This window comes from Pedobacter sp. UC225_65 (assembly GCF_042698365.1).
In the GTDB taxonomy this organism is placed as follows: Bacteria; Bacteroidota; Bacteroidia; order Sphingobacteriales; family Sphingobacteriaceae; genus Pedobacter.
The window spans coordinates 3,492,387-3,517,017 of sequence record NZ_CP170550.1; the positions used below are offsets into that span (position 1 = coordinate 3,492,387).

Sequence of the window (24,631 nt, forward strand, 5' to 3'; positions counted from 1 at the left end):
AATTTACAAGATCAATCAACCGCTGGAATTTCTTCAGCGGTTTTTTTGTGCCTGAACTGTTGGATTACCAAAGCAAAAATAACCACCAATAAACAGCCGATTACGTTTAGCCATAAATAAGCAACTACTTCTAGGTAACCACAGATGCAAACGATAATCTCGGTTAGGATGGCTGCATAGAAAACCGCTTTGCCATCTATCTTTTTGAGGTAGAAGGCCACGATGAAGACACCTAGAATAGTTCCATAGATAAAGGAACCTAAAATATTGACCGCCTCGATTAGGTTACCGATCTTACTGGTATATAAAGCCATCAATATGCACACTACGCCCCAAATGATCGTAGCCCATCGCGAGGCCTTTACATATTGTTGATCTGTGGCCTCTTTATTGACCAGTCGCTTATAGATGTCGATAACACTGGTAGAGGCCAAAGAGTTTAAGGCGCTAGCAGTTGAACCCATGGAAGCCAAGAAGATAATGGCAATCAACAGTCCAATTAGGCCTTTTGGCAGGTATTGGGTTACAAAACTTAAAAAGATATAATTGTTGTCGTTTGTAGCTGCTTTTTTATCATTCTTCAACATCAGGTCTGTTAAATCTTTTCTGATGCTTTTGGTCTGCTCATCGGCTTTTTTTACGGCAATGCGCTGCTGGTCTATCGCCTTTTGGTCATTGGCATCCAAGGCCTTATCTAACTTGTTTACTTCTTGTTGTTTGCTTTCAAAAGATTGGTCGTAGGCGGCCTGGATTTTTTTTAGCTCTGGCTGATAAGGGCTTTGCGCTAATTTGTTCAGCTCGTAGCTGTTAAAAAATAACGGTGCTTTATTGTATTGATAAAAGGTAAACACCAATACGCCAATCAATAAAATGAGAAATTGCATTGGGATTTTAACCAAGCCATTCATCAATAGCCCCAAACGACTTTGACTAACCGATGCTCCCGTCAAGTAGCGCCCAACTTGGCTTTGGTCTGTTCCGAAGTAAGAAAGCTGCAAGAAAAAACCACCAATCAATCCACTCCAAACGGTATATTGGTTGTTCCAGTCGAAACTAAAATCAATGGCATTTGTCCTGCCCATTTTACCTGCAATGGAAATGGCCTTGGTAAAACCGATATTTCCTGGTAAAAGATGCACCACCATGATCCTGCTGCAAAGAGCCCACAGAAAATGATGCTCATTTGTAGGAGCTGTGTGTAGGAAACGGCTTTGGTGCCTCCATAAACTGTATAAAAGATCACTAAGCCACCAATAAATAAGGTGGTGTAGGTGGTATCTATATTTAAGATTGTAGAAAGGATAATGGATGGAGCGTAAATGGTCATCCCAGTTGACAATCCTCTCTGGATCAAGAATAAAAATGCAGTTAAGGCCCTAGTTTTAAGGTCAAAGCGTTGTTCCAGATATTCGTAGGCTGTGTAGACCTTCAGGCGATGGAAGATGGGCACAAAAGTAATGCAGAGTACGATCATCGCCAGTGGCAACCCAAAATAGAACTGTACAAAACTCATCCCCGACGAATAGGCCAAGCCAGGAGCTGAAAGAAAGGTAATTGCACTCGCTTGTGTAGCCATTACCGAAAGACAGACCGTATACCAAGGTAAACTCTGGTTGCCCAATAGATAGGCCTGCATGCTTTGTGCCCCACGACTTTTATAAACGCCATAACCTACAATTAACAGTAGCGTTGCAATTAAAACTGCCCAATCAATCGTGCTCATTCGAAGTATTTGGTAAAAGCGTAAAACAAAACAATGAGGAAAACGAGCCAAGCGATGAGCAGGCCATAAAACTGTTTCCAGCTTTTTACAAAGGGAGGTAAGTCTTTCTCTGGTTGCTGCTCTTCCATATTAAGGTTGCTTTGGGGCTAACAAATTGGCAAATAGACGGTAGGCACCTGGTACACCTGCCGGCAGTTCTCTAAAGAAAACCAAAGAGGTGTACACAAACTTCCCTTTTCCATAATCAGCAATCAATAATGAACCATCGCTAGCGGCTTCGCCAGTATCATTCATGCTCAATATAGTGGTGTACTTAGGGTCAATATCTGTGGCAAAATAGATTCCACGCTCTTGTACCCAGCCATCAAAATCTTTGGTGGTGATGGTATTTGGATAGTTCAATGCTGGATTTGTTGGGGCTAGAAAATTCACTTTGGCATCTTCTTCTGTTACCCTCTTGTTGGCCAGTTTAAAAGGATAGGGTCCAATATTCAGCATTTTAAGGCCATTGTTTACATTATACTGGATCAAGAGTGTTCCACCGTTCTGCACATAAGTCAACAACTTTGGCTGAATGGTTTTAACCTCGTCATTGATGTTATATAAACGAACGCCCGTTACAATTGCATCATAAACAGAAAGGTCATTGGCTAAGACCTGTGCTGGCGTAAAATGGGTAACTTCATATCCAATCTGTTTTAATGCATCGCCAACCAGATCGCCGGCTCCATCGATATAGGCAATGCGTTTACCCACAATCTTCAGATCAATTTTTTCTACTCTGGCAGTGGCCTGCGGAAAAAGAGTGATATTGGGAATATGCTCGTAACTGATTGTCCTTAGGCCCCTGTTATCAATGTTTCCATTAATGTTTACCTGTAGGTCAAGATTTCCACTATTGGTTTCACTACCAGGGGTAATGGTAAAACTGATGGTCTGTTCGTCGCCTTTGCGGAGGAGATTGAAATCTACCTTTTCGGGATTACTTTTCCATCCCTTTGGTAATTTAGGCGTAACGAAACCCATGCTATTGTTTCTGAAACTTTTAAGCTGCACCGTAATGGTTTTGGCATTGTTGCCATTAAACATAAATGCTTTTTCGCTTAAGGTTGCTGTAACTGTTGGTGCCAAAACCAAAGGTTGGTATTTCTCGCCACGGATAGGATCTGTTGATTTATAGACAATAGGTTGCTCCAATTCGATTTTTTCGCCATTAATGGTCAATTGCAGTTTGATGCTTAAAGATTTCGGATTTTCTGGAAAGCCTACATCTTGTTGCGAATCGATCACAAATTGCCCAATTGGATGGGCTTTTGCGAGCCAATAAGGTTGCGTAATGTCTGCCGATGAAGAAGCAACCTTATAGTCAATAACTGCTAATTTATTTGGTTCTAATTTGGTGCTTTTGTTGATTGTTGTCCCCAGTGTAACAGACAATGGAGCTGTTGCCCTTACTATGGCCTGTATCTTGATTGGAATCGAATCGCCAGCGGCATAACTGTTTTCTGGCGCATTGGCTTCAACCCAAATTCCGGCACAAGCTAAAATGAGCTCATCTAACAATTGGTGGTTAAACGCAATGGGTTGACTGATCTTTTTAAGTTTTAATAGATCTGGTAGGGATAACCAAGGTGCATTGTTGCGGTAATTGGATTGGATCTTTGTTAAAAGTGCTTCAACTTCCTTGTTGCCAATCATCGTGTTTACACCATCTAACAGCCCTGTTTTTGCAGGTTCTCCACCCACGTGACTAAAATATTCAAAAGCTTCACCGCGTTGTAAAGCTGAACCAAAGCCTTGGCTTTTGTGGTTGGTACGGCTAATTGCAGCAATTTCGCCATAACTTTTGCCCAATAAAGGGTTGAAAAGACCTACATCTATTTTAAGTTGATCTGCCGAAGTGGTATTGGTGCCGCCAAAGTTAAAGGTATTCCATAGTATTCTTTTGGCCTGCCAAACTTGTACATATTTGAGTTGTTCAGGAAAACGTTTGGGATCTGCAGCAGCGCTAAAAGCCTCTCTCGCTAAAATTGCCGAACCAGAATGGTGTCCATGGCCAGCTCGAGCATCTTCCGGAAAACGGGTAATGATTACATCTGGTCTAAATTTACGGATCACCCACACTACATCAGCTAGAATCTGTTCTTTACCCCAGACTTAAAACTTTCTTCAGGAGTTTTAGAAAAACCAAAATCATTTGCCCGAGTAAAAAACTGCTCGGCCCCATCAATGTTGCGTGCGGCCAATAGTTCTTGAGTCCTGATCAATCCCAACAGTTCAGCCTGCTCATTGCCGATCAGATTTTGTCCGCCATCGCCTCTGGTTAAGGATAAATAGCCAGCTCTTACTTTTGCTTCTTTGGCCAGATAGGCCAATAGACGGGTGTTCTCGTCATCAGGATGTGCAGCAATATACAATACGCTTCCCTTAATGCCTAGTTTGGCAATGCCCAAGGCAATTTCTGCAGCATTGAGCTGTTGTTGCTGAGCCTTTAAAAAACAAGGGAACAATAAAAAAACAAGAAAATAGATACGAGAGTTCATACAGTATTTTATGATGTAAATTAACTAAAATTTTAGCATAACATAGGATGAAGGTCATATTGTTACGTAATAATTTGACTTTAAAACGAGATAATATAAACAGGAAAAAATTTTAATGATCAGATGATTTATACCTTTGCGGCTATACCAACGTTAACAAGTAATGAACAAAGTCTTTTTTATCTTCCTATTTACCGCCGTTTTATCATCTTGTAGTATCAATAAACAGGCGCAACAGATCAAAGCTTTAGAGAAGTGCGAATATAGATTGATCGATGCCAACAACATTACTTTGGCAGGTACAGACGTTAAAAAACTGATTGCAGGGAAATCATTTAACCTGATCAATGCACCAGCATTAGCTTTGGCATTCTTGAGACAGGACATTCCGTTAAGAGCAGATCTAAACCTAGAGATCAAAAATCCATCTAATTCATTAGCGGCCATCAATAATTTCGAATATATCATTTTGATCAATAAACAAGAAATTGTAAATGGTACGGTAGACCAAAGGGTATCTATCGAGGCAGGTCAAACCAGTGTGGTGCCTTTGCTGCTTAACACCAATATCTATAAATTTCTGTCAAACGGTAAGATTTTAGATGATGTTACCCAATTTTTAACAAGTGCATCAAATGGAACAGAAGCCAAAGGATTGGTGACCATTAAAATTAAACCATCTATCATGGTTGGTGGAAGTTTGGTCAAATATCCAGGCTACATCACCATCGACAAAGAAATCAGCAGCAAGATTTTGTTGTAAATTAAAACGGGCCTATTTCATCCCATTTCTGGCTCGTTTCGTCACATTTTTCATTTCTAAAAATTTAAGCTTGGCATCTTTACAATGCAATCAGCATGGCTGGTTGTAAAAATGATGAAACGATTTTAATGTACGAATACTTTCGTATAACTGATTCTGTCAAATCGTTGTTTTACGGAAATTTCGTAACAATAACGATGGAAAGCCATTTTAGCAAACTAGTTTTATAGTTTTGATGCAACATATGGGAAATTTAGAGTCTTGTTACTAGTTTAAACTTATACAGAACCTTTTATGAAGAAAAATTTATTTGTCCTTGCCCTTACACTTATCCTAAGCTCTAACTTGTTATTTGCCCAAAAAGGAAGTATTACTGGTGTTTTAATGGATAGTACAGACCACAAATTGACTCTAAACTATGCCACATCTCTGTTTTTAAAGAAGCAGATACCGTATTGAGCACTTATAAACTATCAGATGATAAAGGTGTTTTTAAGATCGGTAATTTGGAAATTGGAGTTAAATACCGTTTGGTAGTCAATGCTTGGATGTATGGCATTCTACGTAGAGAGGTGACCATTAATGCCGCTACACCAAATGTTAACCTAGGCAATTTGTTCCTATCAGCTAAATCAAATACCTTAAATGAGATTGTGGTGCTATCTGAAAGGCCTCCAGTTATTGTAAGGAAAGATACCATTGAATTTAATGCAGAATCCTTTAAGACCTTGCCCACTGCTGTAGTAGAAGATTTATTAAAAAAGCTGCCAGGTGTTGCTGTTGCTGCTGATGGTTCTATACAGGTGAATGGAAAAACAGTAAGTAAGATCCTGGTAGATGGAAAAGAGTTTTTTGGAGGCGACCAGCAAATAGCCACAAAGAATTTGCCAGCCAACATTATTGATAAGATCCAGGTAAGCGACGATAAAGAGGCCAAACGGAATGATCCAGACCTATTGGCAGCCAATACGCCGCAGGTAATCAATCTGAAATTGAAAAAAGCAATTAAACAGGGCGCTTTTGGAAAGATCTTTGCCGGAGGTGGTCCAAATGAACGTTATGAAACAGGGGCGATCATGAGCTTTTTTAGAGATACCACCCAAGTAAGTTTATTGGCTTATGGAAATAACATCAACAGACCTGGTTTTGGCATCAATGATGTGATGCGGATTGGTGGTTTTCAGCGGATGGGTGTAAATTCTATGATGGTCAATTCAGATGGTGGTTTTGAACTCAATGGGATGGGCTTCGGTGGATCTTCTAGCGGGATACAAAAATCAGCAGGTGCTGGTGCAAACTTTAATACCTTAACCAAAAAAGGAATTAAACTAAACGGAAGGTACTTTTTTGGACAAAGCAATACTTCGTTACAGCAGTTAACGGATATTGACCAGACCCTTCAGAATGGTAAGTTGTTAACGGCCACCAACTCAAACCAGCTCAACAAAAATTACAACCACATCTTTGGTGCAAAGGCAGAAATCAAATTAGATAGTTTGACCACCTTGACCATCGAACCTTCTGTAAACCTAAATATTGTACGCAATGCGAATACCTTACTTACACAGAATAGAAATGGATCCAACCAACTCTTGAATGATGGAGTTAACAATACAAGGTTTAGGGGAGACAATACCTCTTATCTGATTGTAGCCAATTTATGGAAAGACTTTAAAAAAGCTGGAAGAAGTTTCAATACGAGTGTCAATGTCTCTAAAAAGGATAATCTTGGCGATAATTTTAATATGGCTACGACCAACTTCTATAATCCGGCATCATCAGATGTAAAAGACCAATTACGTGATAATGATGTGAGCAACTTTAATACCTACTTAAATCTGAACTATAACGAACCGATCAGTAAAAAACTAAGTTTTACCCTGGCCTCTAGTGGGAATTACATCGACAACGAAAATGCGCTGGCTACTTTTTATAAAGATCCATTAAGTCAGGCATACGATATTGCCGTTCCAGATTTTACACAAACTGTTTCACAATCAGGATCAAAACAAATAGTAGGGCTTCATTAAGGTGGAAGATAACCAAAGACTTTAACATCCAACCAGGTTTTGTATTCAATACCATCGATCTAACCAACAAATTCAATAGTTCGAAGTACCCAGATTTCGAACAGAACTTTAAATTTGTTGCCCCTTCTTTGATCATCAGGTATAAGGACTTGAGCATCAACTATTCTCCATCGTTTAGAGAGCCAGATGTCAATTATGTGCAGCCTGTTGCCAATAATACCAATCCCTTGTTCATCCAAAATGGTAATCCAAATTTAAAACCATCCAAAACACATCAGGTATACCTGAATTTATATAAATACGATACCAAAAATAACCTGAACTATAATGCGAACCTTAATGGGAATGTGGATTACGATGGTGTGATCATGGCAAGAACAATTGACAATGCAACAGGAGTGCAGACTTCTACCCCAGTTAATGCTAATGGTATTTATAGGTTCAATGGTGGATTTAACATTACCAAAGAATTTAAAAATGCCAAGCGGCAGAATCAGTGTTGGAACAGGTTTTTGGTCTAACTATACCAGAAATGTAGTACAGATCAATGGAGATCGTAGTTATGCCTATATCTTAGGCTTCAATCCAAGAGCAAATATTCGCTTGAACCTAAATGACAAGTTTGAACTTGCCGAAAGCTACAATATGGGCATTAATAATAGTAAATACGACTCGCAGTTTTACAAGGATATCAACTATCTTACCCATAGTAGTGAAACAGAACTGATTGTACGTTGGCCTAAAAAAATGGTTTGGGAAACCACCTATAGAATCCAATACAACACCCAAACAGTAGCAGGTTTTAACAACAATATTAAAATTTGGAATGCCGCACTTACCTTGCTGTTTATGAAAAATGATAGGGCACAGTTAAAGTTTGCAGTGAATGATATTTTGAACACAAACACGAGAAGGAATATTTACATTAGCGATAACTCCATCCGTGATTCAAGAACCAATAACTTGGGTAGACATGGTTTGGTTACCTTGACTTATAACATCCAAAACTTTGGTGGTAAAGTTGGTGGAAAAGATACCATGTTTAGATTTTAAACTTAAATTCACATACATTAATCTTATTTTATGAAATTGATCAAAAAACTAGCTGTTCTAATTATTCTCAATTGTTTGATCGTGTTTGCTACAAATGCGCAAACAATTGGCTTTGTAAAGCTGAAAGGACAATTAAAAGGATTTAACAATCAGGTTGATGTAGAAGACATTTCCGCATTCCAGTTTTTATTGCCACCAAATGCAAACAACATGATCTTGCCAGATTCGGCTGGAAGATTCAGCGCTAAACTTAAGGTCAACAAGCCTAATTATTATCGAATAGGCCGGAACATACTATACTTGTCGCCTGGAGACGATATGGAGGTCTTTATTGATCGTAGCGCTCCCGAAAAATCTACTTTTAAGGGCATTGGCGCTATTGCAAACAACTATTTGCGGAAAACTCCATTTCCGAAGGAAGCTTCGTTTATTAAAGGTGGAGGAAATGTGAAGGAAAGTCCTGAGGCAACTTTGTTATGGATAGAACAGGAAGCTAAATTACGTGAGCAAGAACTTGCCGCCATTAAACAGCTTACACCTGAATTTAGGCGTCTGGAAAACGCCCGTATCAAAGCTGATCTGATGAATAGCTATATCAATGGAGAATTTTACATTGGCTACATGCTTAAACTTAAGGATGAAGCTGAAAAGGAATTTGCAGAGAAATATCCAAAAATAATTGCGCCCAAGATCAAAGCATTAAGTAAGAATTTTGCAGATGCTTCCTTATTGCAATTGGTGGTATATAGAGATGTAGCCAATGAGGTAATCAAAGAAGGAGGTAAGCCGACTGATGTACAGCAGATCAAAGATTATTTTGCGGTCTCTGACATGGTCAAAAAAATGCAAAAGGTAAGTGATAAACTATCGTTGGCTAACTTTAAAACAGAAATCGCAGTGCTAAAGACCCCTTCTTATCAAAATGCAGCGAACCGGATGCTGACTTATCTGATGGCATTTGGTAAAGGAGACCAAGCTGTAGATTTTATGGTGGCTACGGCTGATGGGAGCAAAGTGAATTTAAGTAGTTTAAAAGGTAAAGTAATCTACGTTGACCTTTGGGCTACCTGGTGTGGTCCTTGTATGCAGGAAATGCCAGCCTACGAAAAACTGAAACAAAAATATGCAGCAAACCCTGAGGTGGCTTTTGTTTCTTTGTCAATTGACGATAGCGAAGTATTGTGGAAAGAAAGCCTTGCCCAACGCAAAGCGGATGACCACCAATGGATGATCAATCGAGCTAAACTACAGGCCTATAATATTGTAAGTATCCCGCGGAGTTTATTGATCGATAAAAACTTTATAATGGTAGACATGAATGCGCCAATGCCATCGCAACCTACTGCTGCAAAAGCAATTGATGAGCTTTTGAAATAGAGATAGCCAAAAAGGTGAGAAGGTTTACTAAATTATTTAAGCATATTTGGTAAACAATACTGGAAAATGAAAAAGATCAATTGGCGACAATTTTTAGGTTTCTTACTCATTGCCCTTGCGTTAAATCTCTATAGTTGCTCAAACAAAGAGCAGCCAGCACAGAATAATGTTGTAAATGATATTACGCAACTCAATCCTATAAAGGTACAAGGTATTGTTTCGCCAGTTTCTACCAGAGAGCTTATCGATTTGGTAAAAAGACATAAAGGGGCCATTTCGATTGGTGGAGGCAGATTTAGCATGGGTGGTCAAACAGCTACAGAAAATGCCATCCAGATAGACATGCGGAGGTTTAATCACATTGTCAGCTTCTCAAAAGAAAAGAAGGAGATTACCGTACAAGCGGGGATTAGATGGAGAACATTGATTCAGTTTATTGATCAATATGATCTTTCTGTCAAGATAATGCAGACCTATGCTAATTTTACCGTTGGAGGGTCGTTAAGTGTAAATGTTCATGGCAGATATGTAGGTCAAGGCCCTATCATCCTTTCCGTGAAAAGTATCAAAGTTGTGTTGGCTAATGGCGATTTAATCGAAGCGAGTCCAAGCCAAAATCAAGAGATTTTTAATGCGATAATTGGTGGTTATGGAGGTATAGGGATAATTGCTGAGGCCACTTTATCGTTAACGGATAACTGTAAAGTAGAGCGGATCGATACCGTAATGAAAATCGGAGCTTATAGCCAGTTCTTTCAAAAATCAATCAGAAACAATAAAAAGGTGATATTTCATAATGCAGATATCTACCCTAACGGGTTTGATGAGGTGAGGGCCATATCCTACCTCGAGACCAATAAGCACTTAACAATTAAAGATAGATTAAAACCAAATGATGGTGGTTATGCCTTCAATCGTATGGCAATAGATATTGTTTCAGGTTCCAAATTTGGTAAATGGTTAAGAAAAAGAATTGGTAATCCTATCTATTACCGCAAAAATATAGTGGAATGGAGAAATTATGAAGCAACTTATGACGTTAAAGAATTAGAACCTAGGTCTCGTCAAACATCAACCTATGTGTTACAAGAATATTTTGTGCCAATTGAAAAATTCGATTCATTTTATCCCAAAATGAATCGAATACTAAAACAACATAAAGTCAATGTCATCAATATTTCTATTCGGCACGCCAAAAAGATCCAGGTTCAATGATGGCTTGGGCTAAGACAGAGGTTTTTGCGTTTGTTATTTATTACAGGCAAGGTGTTTCTAGCACAGAAAAACAAAAAGTTAAAGTTTGGACACAGCAACTGATAGATGCTTCCTTGTCTGAGGAAGGTTCATATTATCTACCCTATCAAATTTATGCCACACCAACCCAATTTGCTAAGGCTTATCCAAATTCATCAGCATTTTTTAAGCTAAAGAAAAAGTACGACCCAAGCTATAAGTTTAGGAATAAGCTATTTGATGCCTACTATAAAAACTAAAACTGGGTCTATTATTTCAATCCCAATCGATGTGTACTTAATGTGTCTTTGGCAATGTCATAACCTGCATCTGCATGAAGGATGACATCCGTGGCTTGAGGTCTATTAATCTTTGCAATAATTCTACCGCGTTACAACTACCCTAATAGAAAGGGCTCTATCAATGGCTTCGTCTATATCGTAAACGATCTCGTCGATATATCTTGTTTCTAAACGTTTTCAATATTATTGAACTGGTTTTATAGTTCTGATGCAACATAACAGAGATTTTAGTGTCTTGCTAGTAGTTTTAAATTTATACAGAACCTTTTTATGAAGAAAAATTTATTTGCTCTTGCCCTTACACTCATCCTAAGCTCCAACTTATTATTTGCCCAGAAAGGAAGTATTACTGGTGTTTTAATGGATAGTACAGACCACAAATTGACACTTAATTATGCCACGATCTCTGTTTTTAAAGATGCAGATACCATATTGAGCACCTATAAATTGTCAGATGACAAGGGCGTTTTTAAAATCAGCAATTTAGAAATTGGTATTAAATATCGTTTGGTAGTGAATGCATGGATGTATGGCGTTCTACGAAAGGAAGTAACCATCAATGCTGCCACACCAAATGTTAACTTGGGCAATTTGTTCTTATCACCCAAATCAAATACCTTAAATGAGATTGTGGTGCTATCTGAAAGACCTCCTGTTATTGTAAGAAAAGATACCATCGAATTTAATGCAGAATCATTTAAAACACTACCCAGTGCAGTAGTTGAAGATTTATTGAAAAAGTTGCCAGGTGTAGCTATTGATGCCAATGGTGGAATAATGGTTAACGGCAAATCGGTAAGTAAAATATTAGTTGATGGAAAAGAATTTTTTGGTGGAGACCAGCAAATTGCGACAAAAAATCTTCCAGCTAATATTATTGATAAAGTGCAGTTAAGTGACGATCCTGAGGCAAAGCGTAGAGATCCAGATATTGTTGCGGGTAGCATACCACAAATCATCAACTTAAAATTAAAGAAAGCAATTAAAAGTGGTGCTTTTGGAAAAATATATGCCGGTGGCGGACCAAAAGAACTTTTTGAAGCAGGTGGTATTATGAATTTTTTTAGAGATACGACCCAAGTTAGTGTGTTGGGTTATGGCAATAACGTGAACAAACCTGGTTTTAGCATCGGTGATGTAATGCGTATTGGAGGCTTTTCTAGATCTGGTGTAAATTCTACAATGATTAATTCAGATGGAGGCTTTTCTTTAAATGGTATTTCCTTCGGAGGTGCGATGAACGGTGGTCTGCAAAAATCTGCTGGCGGAGGAGCTAATTTTAACACGTTGACTAAAAAAGGAGTAAAGATTAATGGAAAATACTTTTTAGGTTATAGTGATAACTTCAATGATACACAAACAGATGTTGACCAAACTTTGGGAAATAGGCGATTATTTACAAATAGCCAATCTTTGCAAAATAATGTCAATTACAGCCACAATTTTGGAGGCAGAATAGAAGCAAACCTAGATAGCTTAACCAAGCTTACTATTGAACCCAATATCTCCATTGGAATTGCCAATAGTGATGGCACATTAGTTACCTCAACTTTCAATAATAACCTTCAGCGTGAAAGCGATGGTAATAATATTTCTAGATCAAAAGGGCGAAGCCATGAGTATAACATTAGTGCCAACCTTTGGAAAGACTTTAAGAAAAAAGGGAGGTCCCTTAATCTTACCTTAAATTTTTCGCAAAGAGATAACTTATCCGATAATTTTAATACCAATGAAACCAACTTTTATCTCCCACAAAATCCAACTGTGCTATTAGATCAGTTAAGAGATAATAATATTACTAATTTCAATATTAACATCAATGGAAACTATAGCGAACCGCTCAGTAAAACCTTAACATTGAGCATTGCAAGTAGCGCCAATTACCTTGATAATGAAAATGCATTGATTACTTTTTTCAGAAATCCAAACAACCAGGCTTATGATATTGCCATACCTAATCTTAGCGAAACGGTAATTCAAAGTGGTTATAAAACCAACAATAGAGTAAGTTTGCGTTGGGCTGTAACCAAAGACTTAAATATTCAACCAGGTTTTGTTTTTAATACCATCGATTTAAAAAACGAGTTTACCAACAATCTAAACTTCGACCAACATTTTAACTTTTTTGCACCGCAATTAACCATTAGGTATAAAAACCTAAACTTTAGTTATTCACCATCATTTAGAGAGGCTGATGTAAGGTATCTACAACCAATTGCCAACAATACCAACCAGTTCTATATCCAAAATGGTAATTCGAATTTAAGACCATCCAAAACACATCAGGTAAACATGAATTTGTATAAATACGATACGCAAAAAGCATTGAGTTACAATTTGTATTTAGGTGGTAGTGTACAAAATGATGGTGTAATTATGTCAAGAGTAATTGGCGATGGAGGTGTACAAACTGTAACGCCAATTAATCAAGATGGTATTTGGCAGTTTCACAGTAATGGTAATATCTCTAAAGATTTTAAAAGCACAAAAAAACAGTTTACAGTTAGTACTGGTTACTGGGGAAATTACAACAAGAGTTATGTAATTGTAAATAATATTATTAGCGAGAGCAAGATCGATTAACGGAGGTCCGCGAATTGGAGCTAGAATTAATTTAAGTGATAAATTTGAATTTGGAGAAACCTATAGTTTTGGTTTTAACAAAAGCTTTTATACCGATAAATTTTTTAGGAATCTAAACTATTACAACCACGGAAGTGATACTGAATTGATTGTCCGTATTCCTAAAAAAGTGGTTTGGGAGACCAATTACCGTTTACAATATAATACTCAAACACTTAACGGACAAAATAATACCATTAGTTTCTGGAATGCTGCTGTTACCACACTTTTTATGAAAAATGACAGATTGCAACTTAAATTGTCGGTTAATGATATCTTAAATACCAATAACCGTCGTTACGTTTACATTACAGAGAATACGGCGAGAGATTTAAGAACAAATAATATCGGCAGACATGGTTTGTTAACGTTAACTTACAATATCCAAAACTTTGGTGGTAAAGTTGGCGGAAAAGATACCATGTTTAGATTTTAAAACTTAAATACGCATACATTGATCAGCTTATTTTATGAAATTGATCAAAAACCTCGCTGTTGAAATGACAAAACTTTAAGAACTGATAAATTTGAAAACTCATGGGCTAAACCCATGAGTTTTTATATTTACTTCAATCCCAATCGATGTGTTCTTAAAGTGTCTTTAGCAATGTCATAACCTGCATCAGCGTGACGGATGACACCCATGGCTGGGTCATTGTGCAAAACACGTTTAATGCGAACTGCAGCATCGGCAGTACCATCAGCCACGATTACCATGCCCGCATGGATGGAATAACCTATGCCAACCCCACCACCATGATGTAAAGAAACCCAACTTGCCCCACCTGCAGTATTGATCAATGCATTTAAGATGGGCCAATCTGCCACCGCATCAGAACCATCAAGCATGGCTTCCGTTTCGCGATTTGGAGAAGCTACAGAACCTGTATCCAAATGATCGCGACCAATCACGATTGGTGCTTTCACCTTTCCATCGGCTACCAATTGATTAAAGGCCAAGCCTGCTTTTTCTCTTTCTCCTTGTCCCAACCAACAGATCCGTGCAGGTAAACCTTGAAAGGCAATGCGTTCTTGCGCCATGGTGATCCATTGACGTAGGCTTTCATTTTCTGGAAACAATTCGAGAATCAGTTTGTCTGTTTCATAAATATCCTGTGGATCGCCACTTAAAGCTGCCCAACGGAAAGGGCCTTTACCTTCACAAAATAAAGGGCGGATATAAGCAGGTACAAAACCAGGGAAATCAAATGCATTTTTAACGCCAACTTCTAGTGCTCTTCCACGTAGGTTGTTTCCATAATCGAAAGTAATCGCACCTCGTTTCTGCAGCTCAAGCATTTGCGTAACATGTTTGGCCATTGTTGCATAAGAACGTTTGGTATACTCCTCAGGGTTTATTGTTCTCAATGTATTGGCTTCTGCTACGCTTAACCCCTCTGGGAAATAACCGATCAATGGGTCGTGTGCAGAGGTCTGGTCTGTTAAGGTATCTGGCGTAATGTTGCGGTCTATTAATCTTTGCAATAATTCTACCGCGTTACAAACTACCCCAATAGAAAGGGCTTTATTTTCTTTTTTGTATTGAAGGGCCCTATCAATGGCTTCGTCTATATCGTAAACGATTTCGTCGATATATCTTGTTTCTAAACGTTTTTTAATACGCCATTCCTCTACATCAGCTGCTAAGCAAACACCTTGGTTCATGGTAATGGCCAAGGGCTGTGCGCCTCCCATACCGCCCAAACCGGCAGTAACATTTAGTGTTCCTTTTAAATTGCTTTGGAAATGCTTTTTGGCTAATGCCGAATAAGTTTCATAAGTTCCTTGTACAATGCCCTGCGACCCAATGTAGATCCACGAACCAGCCGTCATCTGTCCATACATCATCAGGCCTTTATCTTCCAACTCGTCAAAATGTTGTTGCGTAGCCCATTTAGGTACCAACTGCGAATTAGAGATCAATACCCTTGGGGCATCTTTGTGCGTAGGCAAAATGCCAACCGGCTTTCCAGATTGGATCAATAAAGTTTCGTCTTCTTCTAAATTTTTTAAGGCTTTTATAATTAAAGCCAAAGCTTCTTTGTTGCGGGCCGCTTTTCCTCTGCCGCCATAAACGATCAGGTCTTCTGGGCGTTCGGCAACCTCTGGATCTAAGTTGTTTAACAGCATTCTGAGCGCAGCTTCTTGTACCCAACCTTTACAGGTTAAGGTGCTGCCATTTGGAGTTTGTTTGGTGCTAAGGTTTAAACCGTCTAATGTATTTGAAGTCATATCAAGGCAATGTTACAATTTCAAATGTATGAAATTTATGTTATTTGCGTAGGTTTGTTGTCGAAATTGAAAAAGAGGCGCTTACATATCCACAGAATTTTAACCGTAGTAATGCTATGGGTATTTTCGCTTGCGATTACGCCTTGGGGTGCTTTACATCACCATGAAGAAGTAGCATCTGTTGCAGTTGAAAAAAACTGTACACATAAAGTACACCTTAAAGCGCAACAAGATACCTGTTTGATCTGTGCCGCCCATTTCGAAAAAAATTATACCAACATTACTTATTCATACGCTACTTATCTAAGCGGTAAACGTATCGTAAAAAATAATCCGCTGGTGATCGGTTCCTATACCGAACTGATTGCTACAGCGCTCAGAGGACCCCCAGCTTTTTCATAATAAGCGATGACTCGACAGGCAGAAGGCTTGTCTCCCAACTGTTATTTAATTATTCGATAAATCAGCTATGGCCTGAGGCTATGGGCATTTATCCTTAACAACACATTATTATGAAAAAGATACACCTATTTTTGGTTGTACTCCTGAGTTTTTTATCCTTTACGGTGTCGGCAAGTTCCATGGCCGATGTAAAAGGTAAAGTTACCGATGCAAGCACAAAAGAGCCTTTAGTTGGCGCTACCATTTATATATCAGATCTAAAAGCCACCACTACTACCGATGCCAATGGTGAGTTTACCTTTAAGAATGTCCCTAACAAGGGAAGATTTTTGATCGAAGTACGTTACATTGGCTACAAAACAGCCTCACAACAAATAGATTTAAGTGCCAATGGAGCCATATCTTTTGCACTGGAGCCATCGGTAATTGAAAGTGCAGAGATTGTAGTTACAGGTACACCGCACAGTGCCAATAGCAAAACAAACAGTTTGGCCGTAGTAACGGTAAGCAGAGAGAAATTATCACAGTCAGGTGGTACAAACATCATCGATGCCATTGCCAAAGTGCCAGGTGTTTCTCAAGTAACTACAGGAGGTGCCATTTCTAAACCATCCATTAGAGGTTTGGGTTATAATCGCGTACTCACCATTGTGGATGGAGCGAGAGAAGAAGCCCAACAATGGGGCGATGAACACGGTGTAGAAGTAGACCAGTTTGCTGCGGCCAGAATTGAAATATTAAAAGGTCCGGCCAGTTTATTGTATGGTTCTGATGCACTTGGTGGTGTAATCAATATCATCGATGACCTAGTGCCTCCTTCAGGAGAGTTTCATGGCAACTTTACCACCAGTTACGGTACAAATAATGGACTGAGCGCCTCTTCGTTAATGTTACAGGGAAACAGTAATGGACTTGTATATCGTGGTCGTGTGTCTTATAAAAATGCCTACGGATTTGGTTATAAAGGCCATACTGTACCTAATTCTGGTTTCAATGAAACCAATGTGAGTGGCATGGTGGGCTTGAATAAAACATGGGGTTATGCACACTTGAGCCTATCAAGATTTAACACCAATGTGGGTCTTGTAGAAAATGGACCTGATGACAATGGAAACTATCTGGATGAGGACGGCAATGTGATCAGCAATAGCGATGCCCGCTCTAGAAAGCTAGAGTTGCCGTATCAGAACATTAACCATTACCGTGCCGCTTTAAACAGCAATATCCTTTTAGGTGGTGGACAGTTGAAAACAACTTTAGCCTTTCAAAGAAATATCCGTAAAGAATTTGAAGAAAGTAAAGATGAGCCAGGATTGTTCTTAAACCTCAATTCTTACACTTACGACATAAAATATTCGTTTGCCAATGATGGTAAATGGGAGCCTACAATTGGCGTTCAAGGAATGCACCAGACCAATGCGAACAGTGGGGATGAGTTTTTGATCCCAGATTACACCAGCGATAATGTTGGTGCTTTCGCCTACCTGAAACGTAATTTTAGCAAAGGTGCAATCAATGCTGGTGTAAGGTACGATTATAAAAACATTGATGGCCGTGACCTAATCGCAGATGGAGAACAGGTTTTTACAGCGTTCAACAATAAATTTTCGAATGTTTCGGGATCTTTGGGCTTTGCCTTTGAAATTGCCAAAAACCTAAACTTTAAAGGTAATGTTGGTTCTGGTTTCAGGGCACCGAACATTGCCGAGTTGGGAGCCAATGGCCGCCATGAAGGAACATTTAGATACGAAATTGGAAATAGCAACCTTAAACAAGAAACAAGTTTACAATTTGATCTAGGTTTATCATACAGTCTCGAAAATGTTACATTGGGATTGAACGCCTATAGCAACCGCATTTATAACTATATCTACCCTGGAAATTTCAATAACGAAACTACCCCTTTTGTAGATGAAGGAGGGCTGAGCACAGTAATCCCAGTATACCGTTTTGTGCAAACAGACGCAGATTTAGTGGGTGGAGAGGCTTCTGTCGATTTCCATTTGATCAAATCTTTACACTTTGAAAATACCTTTGCTTATGTAAAAGGAACCAACAGAGCAACAGATTCTCCATTACCTTTTATCCCATCTGCAAGTCTAAATAACGAATTACGTTTTGAGCCCACAATAAAAGGGTTAAAAGATAGTTATGTAAAAGTCGGGTTAACTAATGTATTTAAACAAGACCGTTTTGACAGCTTTGAAACAGAAACCAAAGGCTACACTTTAATAGATGCAGGTATTGGTACTTCGTTAAAAGTTAAAAACGGAAAAGTTAATTTATGGGTTACCGGACAAAACCTAACAAACAAACTATATTACAACCATTTAAGTAGATACAAACCCGCTGGGATATACAATCCGGGCAGGAATATAAGCGTTGGCATCAGTGTGCCGATTCTATAAAGATTTAGATTAGTTAATAGTACCCCCAGCCCTGTGGATGCAGCCTGGGGTTTTTTTGTGCCCTGATTTTTTTGGATCTCTCCAATCAAATAAAAAAATAACAATAAAAACCAGCTAAAGCATGTAATAACGATGTTTTTCGACCTAACGAGAAAAAAACCGGATAAAATATTTTCGAAATAATTTGGTGGTTTCAAAAATAGCTGATACTTTAGTGTATTATTTAACTAATACAGTAGAATATGATTAAAATCAACAACCTAAATTTTGGTTACAGCAAGCACCAACTATTGTTCAAAAATATGAGCATGCAATTAAGCAATGGCCACATTTATGGCTTGCTTGGTAAAAATGGTGCAGGTAAATCAAGTTTATTAAAAAACCTAGCGGGATTGGTTTATGCTGAAAGCGGATCAATGGACGTCATGGGATATGACCCTGCAAAGCGTCAACCTGCTTTGTTAGAGCAGATCTGTTTCATTCCAGAAGAGTTTTATCTGCCTTCGGTAAAGATAGATGCTTATGTAAAAGCAAATGCTGCTTTTTATCCAAACTTCAACCATGGTTATTTTGCCGATCTATTGGCAGAGTTTGATATCCCTGTGGCACAGAAGCTGATCAACATGTCTTATGGACAGAAGAAAAAAGTGATCATTGCTTTCGGATTGGCTACGCAGGCCAAACTGGTGATCATGGATGAGCCGACCAATGGTCTGGATATTCCTTCTAAAGCACAGTTTCGTAAAATCATGGCTTCTGCCTTAACTGATGATCGTTGTATTATTATTTCTACACACCAGGTAAGAGACTTAGATAACTTGATCGATACGGTCGATCATGCTTGATGAAAGCAGTGTGGCCCTAAAAGCTTCTATTGAAGAGATGACCAATAAACTTTGCTTCAAACGCATCAAAGAATTGGATGAAACTGTAATCTATGCAGAACCCTCTTTGTCAGGTTTTAATGCGGTAATGCCAAACTTTCACAACGAGGATAGCAAGCTGGATATTGAGCTTTTATTCAATGCGGTATTGGCAGAGAAGCACAAACTAAAACCAATTTTTAACTAAACCAGCAACAGACATGAACAATACATTTAATATACAGCGTTTTGGTCTTTTATTGAAAAGACAATGGTTAGAGTTTGGAAAGACCTACTTGATCAGTTTGGTGGTGGTACTTGGTGTTGATGTGGCCTTTTATGTGTTTAACCTCTATCCTTTTAGTGGGTTTTCGTCAGAGACATTAGAGTTTAGGACTCCGTTATTTGTACTCTTTGGCCTACTTTTCATTACGGCTATTGCCAGTACCTATTTTGCCCACCTAGGCCAAAAACCAAAGGCGATCATCGATCTGCTTATCCCTGCTTCTACGTTTGAGAAATTCTTAGGAGGTATTTTATTTGCCGGGATATTAAGTACCATCAGTTTTGTTTTGATATTTTATCTAACAGACCTTGCCTTTGTTTCGTACATGCGTAGTATTTTCAATGATGGAGAAATATCGCAAACTATGCCTTCTGTAAAGGAAAATTTAGCTTATTTCTTTGTAGACCAAGCGGAAAGATCGCACTTATTGCAACCTTTTTATATTGCCCCGTTGATGATGACCAGCATCTTTTTATTAGGTTCTGTGTACTTTAATAAGTTCCATTACATTAAAACCGCAATTTCTTTAATGATTTTTTGTGGGGTATGGACCGCAATTATTGCCAAAAGTGGAAAACTGCTTTTTGACAACAAGATAAGGAGCCATCACAATATGCCTATGGGTATAGATAAAGACAATATAGAATTTTTGATGACACTACTTTTAATTGTTCTGACCGTTATTTTTTGGGCCATTACTTATGTGAGGCTTAAAGAAAAAGAGGTTTAATTTTAATCGGTATAGATATGGAATTTAGAGATAACAAGGCAATATATCTTCAGATAGCAGAATATGTTTGTGAGCATATCCTGTTAGGAAAATGGAAAGCCGATGAAAAAGTACCCTCTGTTAGAGAAATGGCCGTTGAGTTGGAAGTAAACCCCAACACCGTTATGCGTACTTACGAGCTTTTGCAAAGCAAAAATATAATCAGTAATAAAAGAGGCATCGGCTTTTTTGTGGGCGACGAAGCCATAGCAAATGTAAAAAGCTATAGGAAAACCCAGTTTATGGACGATGAACTTCCGGTAGTATTTAGAAATGTATACTTATTGAACATTGGGTTTGACGAGTTGCAAAGCCGATACGACACTTTTGTTAAAGAAAACTTTTAATCCTTAAAAACATGAAGACAAGCAATAAATTATTGATCACTTTTGCATTGGCATTGACCCTTATTCCTTTAATTGGAATGGTATATGATGCAAAGGTCAACTATACAGATGATAAAGGTTATGCCATTGAGGAGAGCAACAGGGCCAAAGAAGATGCAAATTTCAATACTCCTTCTAAGAATATGGAAAGTAAGGTGATCGCAGCCCCATTTCAATCCGTAAATATTGAAGATGCCAAAAAAATCGGAATCAATATCCATTATGTGAAAGCTGAACAATATGGGGTTAAAGTTTCTAAAGGCGTAAAAGACTCAATCGATTTCAAAGTAGATGCAAATGGGCAATTACAGATCAGCTTTAAGGATAAAACAGAAGATAAGGATAGCTATTATATTTCTATCCTGGTTTATGCACCAACACTTAAACAGTTGAACATCAACAACACCAAAGCTTTATTTGTTAATGCTCAAACCGATTCACTTGATCTTAACGTGAACAACTCAGGTGTCATCTCTTTTGATAAGGATGCGGTTATTGGTAAGCTGAATATCAACGCAGAAAATGTAGACAATGTGAATGCTTGGGAGAGCAATAAAATTACTAACCTCTATCTCAACTTAAAGAACAGTGATTTTACCAGCACCCGCAGTACTTTTGAAAACTTATCCATCAATTCTTCAGTTAAATCTGAAATAGAGATTTTTGGAGAAAATGGAGGGAAAACCCCAAGCTTGATCAAGAATTTGGTTTTAAATACGCTTGATGTCGCTAATGTGAAATTGGAAAATGTCAAAGTAGCGAATTGCTCAGGTAACCTTTCTGATCAGACCCAAGTTCAGATGCCAGCCATCAACCTTAATCAGATGTATAAAGCAAAAAAATAAAGAACAACTGATAACAATAAAAAACATAGTTTTTATAGCTGTTCTTATGCCATTAATAAGAACAAGGAATGAGAGGTTTACCTATCCTCCTTAAAAACCAAATAAACAAAAAAAGCAAGCTTTTCGATTTCCCGTTAAGCTTGCTTTAATTAAAAAATCATCAGTAAAATGATCTTCTTCCTAATTTTTATTATCGTTTTTTGCTGGCTGTTAAATTTTATGATATGGATGTGTTTCTAATAAAATCAATAGAAGCACTGATATCTTTAGCAAGTAACCTATCTGCCTCGTTAAAAGAAACAATTTTACGATAGTCGGCTACCAAGGCCTCTATTTTTGGAGAGGATTGTTCTGGTCTTCTCAGGTCTAAGGCCTGACAAGCGGTCAATAGTTCTATCGCAATGATCCTTTCTAAGTTATCACACACACGAAGACATTTGGTGGCTGCATTTGCACCCATACTTACATGGTCTTCCTGTCCATTGCTACTCACAATGCTGTCTACAGAGGCAGGTGTACACAATTGTTTGTTTTCACTGGCAATAGAGGCAGCTGTATATTGGGTAATCATCAATCCAGAATTTAGCCCTGCATTTTTGATCAAGAATGGTGGCAAACCGCGAGCGCCAGAAATCAATTGGAAGGTTCTTCTTTCCGAAATAGACCCCAACTCGGCCAAGGCCATGCATAAGAAATCTAAGGTTAATGCCAAAGGCTGTCCGTGGAAATTACCTGCAGAAATGATCAGGTCTTCATCTGGAAATACATTCGGATTGTCTGTTACCGAGTTCATTTCGGTTTCAAAAACAGACTGGATATAATTGATGCTATCTTTACTTGCTCCATGTACCTGTGGCACACAGCGGAACGAATAAGGATCTTGTGTTTGTTTGCCTTTTCTTTGGATCAGTTCACTTCCTGTCAACCAAGCTTTGATGTTGGCTGCGGTAGTAAGCTGGCCCTGATGGGGTCTGATCAGATGGCTTAATTCTAAAAATGGCTCAATCCTACAATCAAATGCATCTACAGAAATTGCGGCAACCACATCAGCCCAAGCGGAGAGTTTTTGGGCTTTTAACAAACAAAAAGCGCCATAAGCATTCATAAACTGGGTACCATTGATCAGGGCTAAACCTTCTTTGCTTTGTAGCGTTAAAGCCTGCCAGCCTAAACTTTTGTTAAGTTCAGCTGCGGTAATCCTTTGTTCATTGAACCACACTTCACCTTCGCCGATTAAAGGTAGGGCCAAATGGGCAAGTGGAGCCAGATCGCCCGACGCACCTAAAGATCCTTGGGTATAAATTATAGGTAACACATCATGATTATAAAAATCTACCAGACGTTGTACCGTAGTAAGGGCAACTGCAGAATGTCCGTAGCTTAAAGATTGGATCTTCAACAACAGCATTAATTTCACAATGGGCTTAGGAACTTCCATCCCTGTTCCACAAGCGTGGGAAAGCAAAAGATTATGTTGCAATTGGGTCAGGTTTTCGGAATCTACCTTTACATTTTGTAAAGAACCGAAACCCGTATTGATGCCATAAATTGGTCCGTCGTGGTTACTGAGCTTCTGATCTAGATATTTTCTGCATTTTTCTATCCGTTCAATTGATAAAGCAGATAGGCTGATTTTTTTGTTGTCTTCAATGATACTGTTGATCACAGCAAGTGATAACTCTCCTGAGCCAATTTCGTAATCCGTCATATATATTTCTATTTGGTGACCAAAAGTATAAATAATGCTTAAATTTAACACAATCACACCTGATGATTGTTTCTTATTTGACTAAACTCTTATTTATGATTAAAAACTTTTGCTGTATTGTACTTTCTGTTCTGTTATTAGGTTCCATTGCGAAGGCGCAAAAGCAAGATACCCTGTCTATTACACTCGAAAATGTAAAATATCCATATCCCATTAAGTATTTTAATATCCAAACAGAAGATCAGGATTTACGGATGGCTTATATGGATGTGGCCCCTACGGTAACCCCGAATGGACGTACGGTGATGTTGTTTCATGGTAAAAATTTTGGTGGCTATTATTGGACAAGTGTAATCAAAGCTTTAACAAATGGTGGTTTTAGGGTAGTTGTACCTGATCAGATTGGTTTTGGTAAATCGTCAAAAGCTTTTATCCATTATAGTTTTCATCAGATGGCGGCTTGGAACAAACAGTTGTTGGATACTTTGGGTGTTCAAAAAGCTTCGTTATTGGGCCATTCGATGGGCGGGATGTTGGCTACTCGTTTTGCACTCCTTTTTCCAGATAGAACAGAAAAACTGTTGTTGGAAAATCCAATTGGTTTGGAAGATTATAAAACTTTTATCCCTTATGTAAGTACCGAGCAACAATATCGAACTGAACTTAAATCAAACGCAGAAAGCATCAAGAAATATTATCAATCGTCATATTTTACCGTATGGAAGCCAGAATATGATGAATTGGTGCGTATTGCTGCTGGTGTAACTTTTAGTGCCGATTATCCACGATGGGCAAAAGTGGCAGCCATGACTTTTACCATGATCTATGAACAACCTGTTGTTGATGAGTTTGTAAATATCAGGGTGCCTACCATTTTATTTATTGGGAAAGAAGATCGGACCATTGTTGGCAAAGGCTTATTGAGCATAGACCAACAAGCTCTATATGGGCAATATAAAATGTTGGGCAAAAAAACTGCGGCCAAAATATATGGTGCGAAACTGATCGAGTTTGAAGGCGTTGGACATATTCCACATATAGAAAACCCAACAGAATTTCTGATTGCCCTGATGGGAGGTTTATAGA

General features: G+C 38.4%; 22 protein-coding genes and 1 pseudogene. 17 read left to right on the top strand and 6 right to left on the bottom strand.

Features of this window, described 5'->3' with window-relative positions:
* Positions 1-11: 11 nt before the first annotated feature.
* The 4 genes and pseudogenes from ACFJIZ_RS18405 to ACFJIZ_RS18420 form a co-directional block, all read right to left on the bottom strand.
* Positions 12-1,723 (bottom strand): annotated as a pseudogene (locus ACFJIZ_RS18405) (sodium:solute symporter).
* A complete protein-coding gene (locus ACFJIZ_RS18410) occupies positions 1,720-1,851 on the bottom strand; it encodes a hypothetical protein (RefSeq protein ID WP_379087396.1) in 132 nt (43 codons plus the stop codon). The pseudogene ACFJIZ_RS18405 and the gene ACFJIZ_RS18410 overlap by 4 nt, the downstream one beginning before the upstream one ends.
* 1 nt (position 1,852) lies before the next feature.
* Complete coding sequence (locus tag ACFJIZ_RS18415) at positions 1,853-3,841, bottom strand: LmbE family protein (protein ID WP_379087399.1); 1,989 nt, start codon at positions 3,839-3,841, stop codon at positions 1,853-1,855.
* A 14-nt stretch (positions 3,842-3,855) separates the two neighbouring features.
* Positions 3,856-4,266 (bottom strand): PIG-L family deacetylase, encoded by a 411-nt coding sequence (locus tag ACFJIZ_RS18420; RefSeq protein ID WP_379087402.1) that lies wholly within the window; start codon positions 4,264-4,266, stop codon positions 3,856-3,858.
* 163 nt (positions 4,267-4,429) lie between these two features.
* Here ACFJIZ_RS18420 and ACFJIZ_RS18425 point away from each other — a divergent pair, with 163 nt between their 5' ends.
* The 9 genes from ACFJIZ_RS18425 (at position 4,430) to ACFJIZ_RS18465 (ending at position 14,082) form a co-directional block, all read left to right on the top strand.
* On the top strand, positions 4,430-5,029 hold the full coding sequence (locus tag ACFJIZ_RS18425) for a lipoprotein (protein WP_379087405.1): 600 nt from the start codon (positions 4,430-4,432) through the stop codon (positions 5,027-5,029).
* Positions 5,030-5,484: 455 nt separating this feature from the next.
* Positions 5,485-7,059 (top strand): hypothetical protein, encoded by a 1,575-nt coding sequence (locus ACFJIZ_RS18430; protein ID WP_379087408.1) that lies wholly within the window; start codon positions 5,485-5,487, stop codon positions 7,057-7,059.
* A gap of 26 nt (positions 7,060-7,085) precedes the next feature.
* Positions 7,086-7,580: an outer membrane beta-barrel protein gene (locus tag ACFJIZ_RS18435; RefSeq protein ID WP_379094111.1), complete on the top strand. Its 495-nt coding sequence runs from the start codon at positions 7,086-7,088 to the stop codon at positions 7,578-7,580.
* Entirely contained in the window at positions 7,537-8,112 is a 576-nt protein-coding gene (locus ACFJIZ_RS18440) for a hypothetical protein (RefSeq protein ID WP_379087411.1), read from the top strand. Before ACFJIZ_RS18435 ends, ACFJIZ_RS18440 begins: the two co-directional genes overlap by 44 nt.
* A 30-nt stretch (positions 8,113-8,142) precedes the next feature.
* A complete protein-coding gene (locus ACFJIZ_RS18445) occupies positions 8,143-9,489 on the top strand; it encodes a TlpA family protein disulfide reductase (protein WP_379087414.1) in 1,347 nt (448 codons plus the stop codon).
* Between the two features lie 66 nt (positions 9,490-9,555).
* Positions 9,556-10,704: an FAD-dependent oxidoreductase gene (locus ACFJIZ_RS18450; RefSeq protein ID WP_379087418.1), complete on the top strand. Its 1,149-nt coding sequence runs from the start codon at positions 9,556-9,558 to the stop codon at positions 10,702-10,704.
* Positions 10,701-10,982 (top strand): hypothetical protein, encoded by a 282-nt coding sequence (locus ACFJIZ_RS18455; RefSeq protein ID WP_379087421.1) that lies wholly within the window; start codon positions 10,701-10,703, stop codon positions 10,980-10,982. The genes ACFJIZ_RS18450 and ACFJIZ_RS18455 overlap by 4 nt, the downstream gene beginning before the upstream one ends.
* A gap of 312 nt (positions 10,983-11,294) precedes the next feature.
* Positions 11,295-13,607, top strand: coding sequence for an outer membrane beta-barrel protein (locus ACFJIZ_RS18460; RefSeq protein ID WP_379087424.1), 2,313 nt, complete (start codon positions 11,295-11,297; stop codon positions 13,605-13,607).
* Between the two features lie 25 nt (positions 13,608-13,632).
* On the top strand, positions 13,633-14,082 hold the full coding sequence (locus ACFJIZ_RS18465; RefSeq protein ID WP_379094114.1) for an outer membrane beta-barrel protein: 450 nt from the start codon (positions 13,633-13,635) through the stop codon (positions 14,080-14,082).
* A 128-nt stretch (positions 14,083-14,210) separates the two neighbouring features.
* Here ACFJIZ_RS18465 and hutU read toward each other — a convergent pair whose 3' ends face one another.
* On the bottom strand, positions 14,211-15,878 hold the full coding sequence (gene hutU, locus ACFJIZ_RS18470; RefSeq protein WP_379087427.1) for a urocanate hydratase: 1,668 nt from the start codon (positions 15,876-15,878) through the stop codon (positions 14,211-14,213).
* A gap of 111 nt (positions 15,879-15,989) precedes the next feature.
* Here hutU and ACFJIZ_RS18475 point away from each other — a divergent pair, with 111 nt between their 5' ends.
* The 7 genes from ACFJIZ_RS18475 (at position 15,990) to ACFJIZ_RS18505 (ending at position 21,837) form a co-directional block, all read left to right on the top strand.
* Entirely contained in the window at positions 15,990-16,280 is a 291-nt protein-coding gene (locus ACFJIZ_RS18475) for a hypothetical protein (protein ID WP_379087430.1), read from the top strand.
* A 110-nt stretch (positions 16,281-16,390) separates the two neighbouring features.
* Complete coding sequence (locus ACFJIZ_RS18480; RefSeq protein ID WP_379087433.1) at positions 16,391-18,688, top strand: TonB-dependent receptor; 2,298 nt, start codon at positions 16,391-16,393, stop codon at positions 18,686-18,688.
* A 242-nt stretch (positions 18,689-18,930) separates the two neighbouring features.
* On the top strand, positions 18,931-19,533 hold the full coding sequence (locus ACFJIZ_RS18485; RefSeq protein ID WP_379087436.1) for an ATP-binding cassette domain-containing protein: 603 nt from the start codon (positions 18,931-18,933) through the stop codon (positions 19,531-19,533).
* Complete coding sequence (locus ACFJIZ_RS18490; RefSeq protein ID WP_379087439.1) at positions 19,526-19,759, top strand: hypothetical protein; 234 nt, start codon at positions 19,526-19,528, stop codon at positions 19,757-19,759. The genes ACFJIZ_RS18485 and ACFJIZ_RS18490 overlap by 8 nt, the downstream gene beginning before the upstream one ends.
* 13 nt (positions 19,760-19,772) lie before the next feature.
* Complete coding sequence (locus ACFJIZ_RS18495) at positions 19,773-20,567, top strand: hypothetical protein (RefSeq protein WP_379087441.1); 795 nt, start codon at positions 19,773-19,775, stop codon at positions 20,565-20,567.
* Positions 20,568-20,584: 17 nt separating this feature from the next.
* Positions 20,585-20,953 (top strand): GntR family transcriptional regulator, encoded by a 369-nt coding sequence (locus tag ACFJIZ_RS18500; RefSeq protein WP_379087444.1) that lies wholly within the window; start codon positions 20,585-20,587, stop codon positions 20,951-20,953.
* An 11-nt stretch (positions 20,954-20,964) separates the two neighbouring features.
* Positions 20,965-21,837: a GIN domain-containing protein gene (locus ACFJIZ_RS18505; protein ID WP_379087447.1), complete on the top strand. Its 873-nt coding sequence runs from the start codon at positions 20,965-20,967 to the stop codon at positions 21,835-21,837.
* Between the two features lie 217 nt (positions 21,838-22,054).
* Here ACFJIZ_RS18505 and hutH read toward each other — a convergent pair whose 3' ends face one another.
* Entirely contained in the window at positions 22,055-23,545 is a 1,491-nt protein-coding gene (gene hutH, locus ACFJIZ_RS18510) for a histidine ammonia-lyase (protein WP_379087450.1), read from the bottom strand.
* A 95-nt stretch (positions 23,546-23,640) separates the two neighbouring features.
* Between hutH and ACFJIZ_RS18515 the strand changes: the two genes are divergently transcribed.
* A complete protein-coding gene (locus ACFJIZ_RS18515; protein WP_379087453.1) occupies positions 23,641-24,630 on the top strand; it encodes an alpha/beta fold hydrolase in 990 nt (329 codons plus the stop codon).
* Position 24,631: the final 1 nt, after the last annotated feature.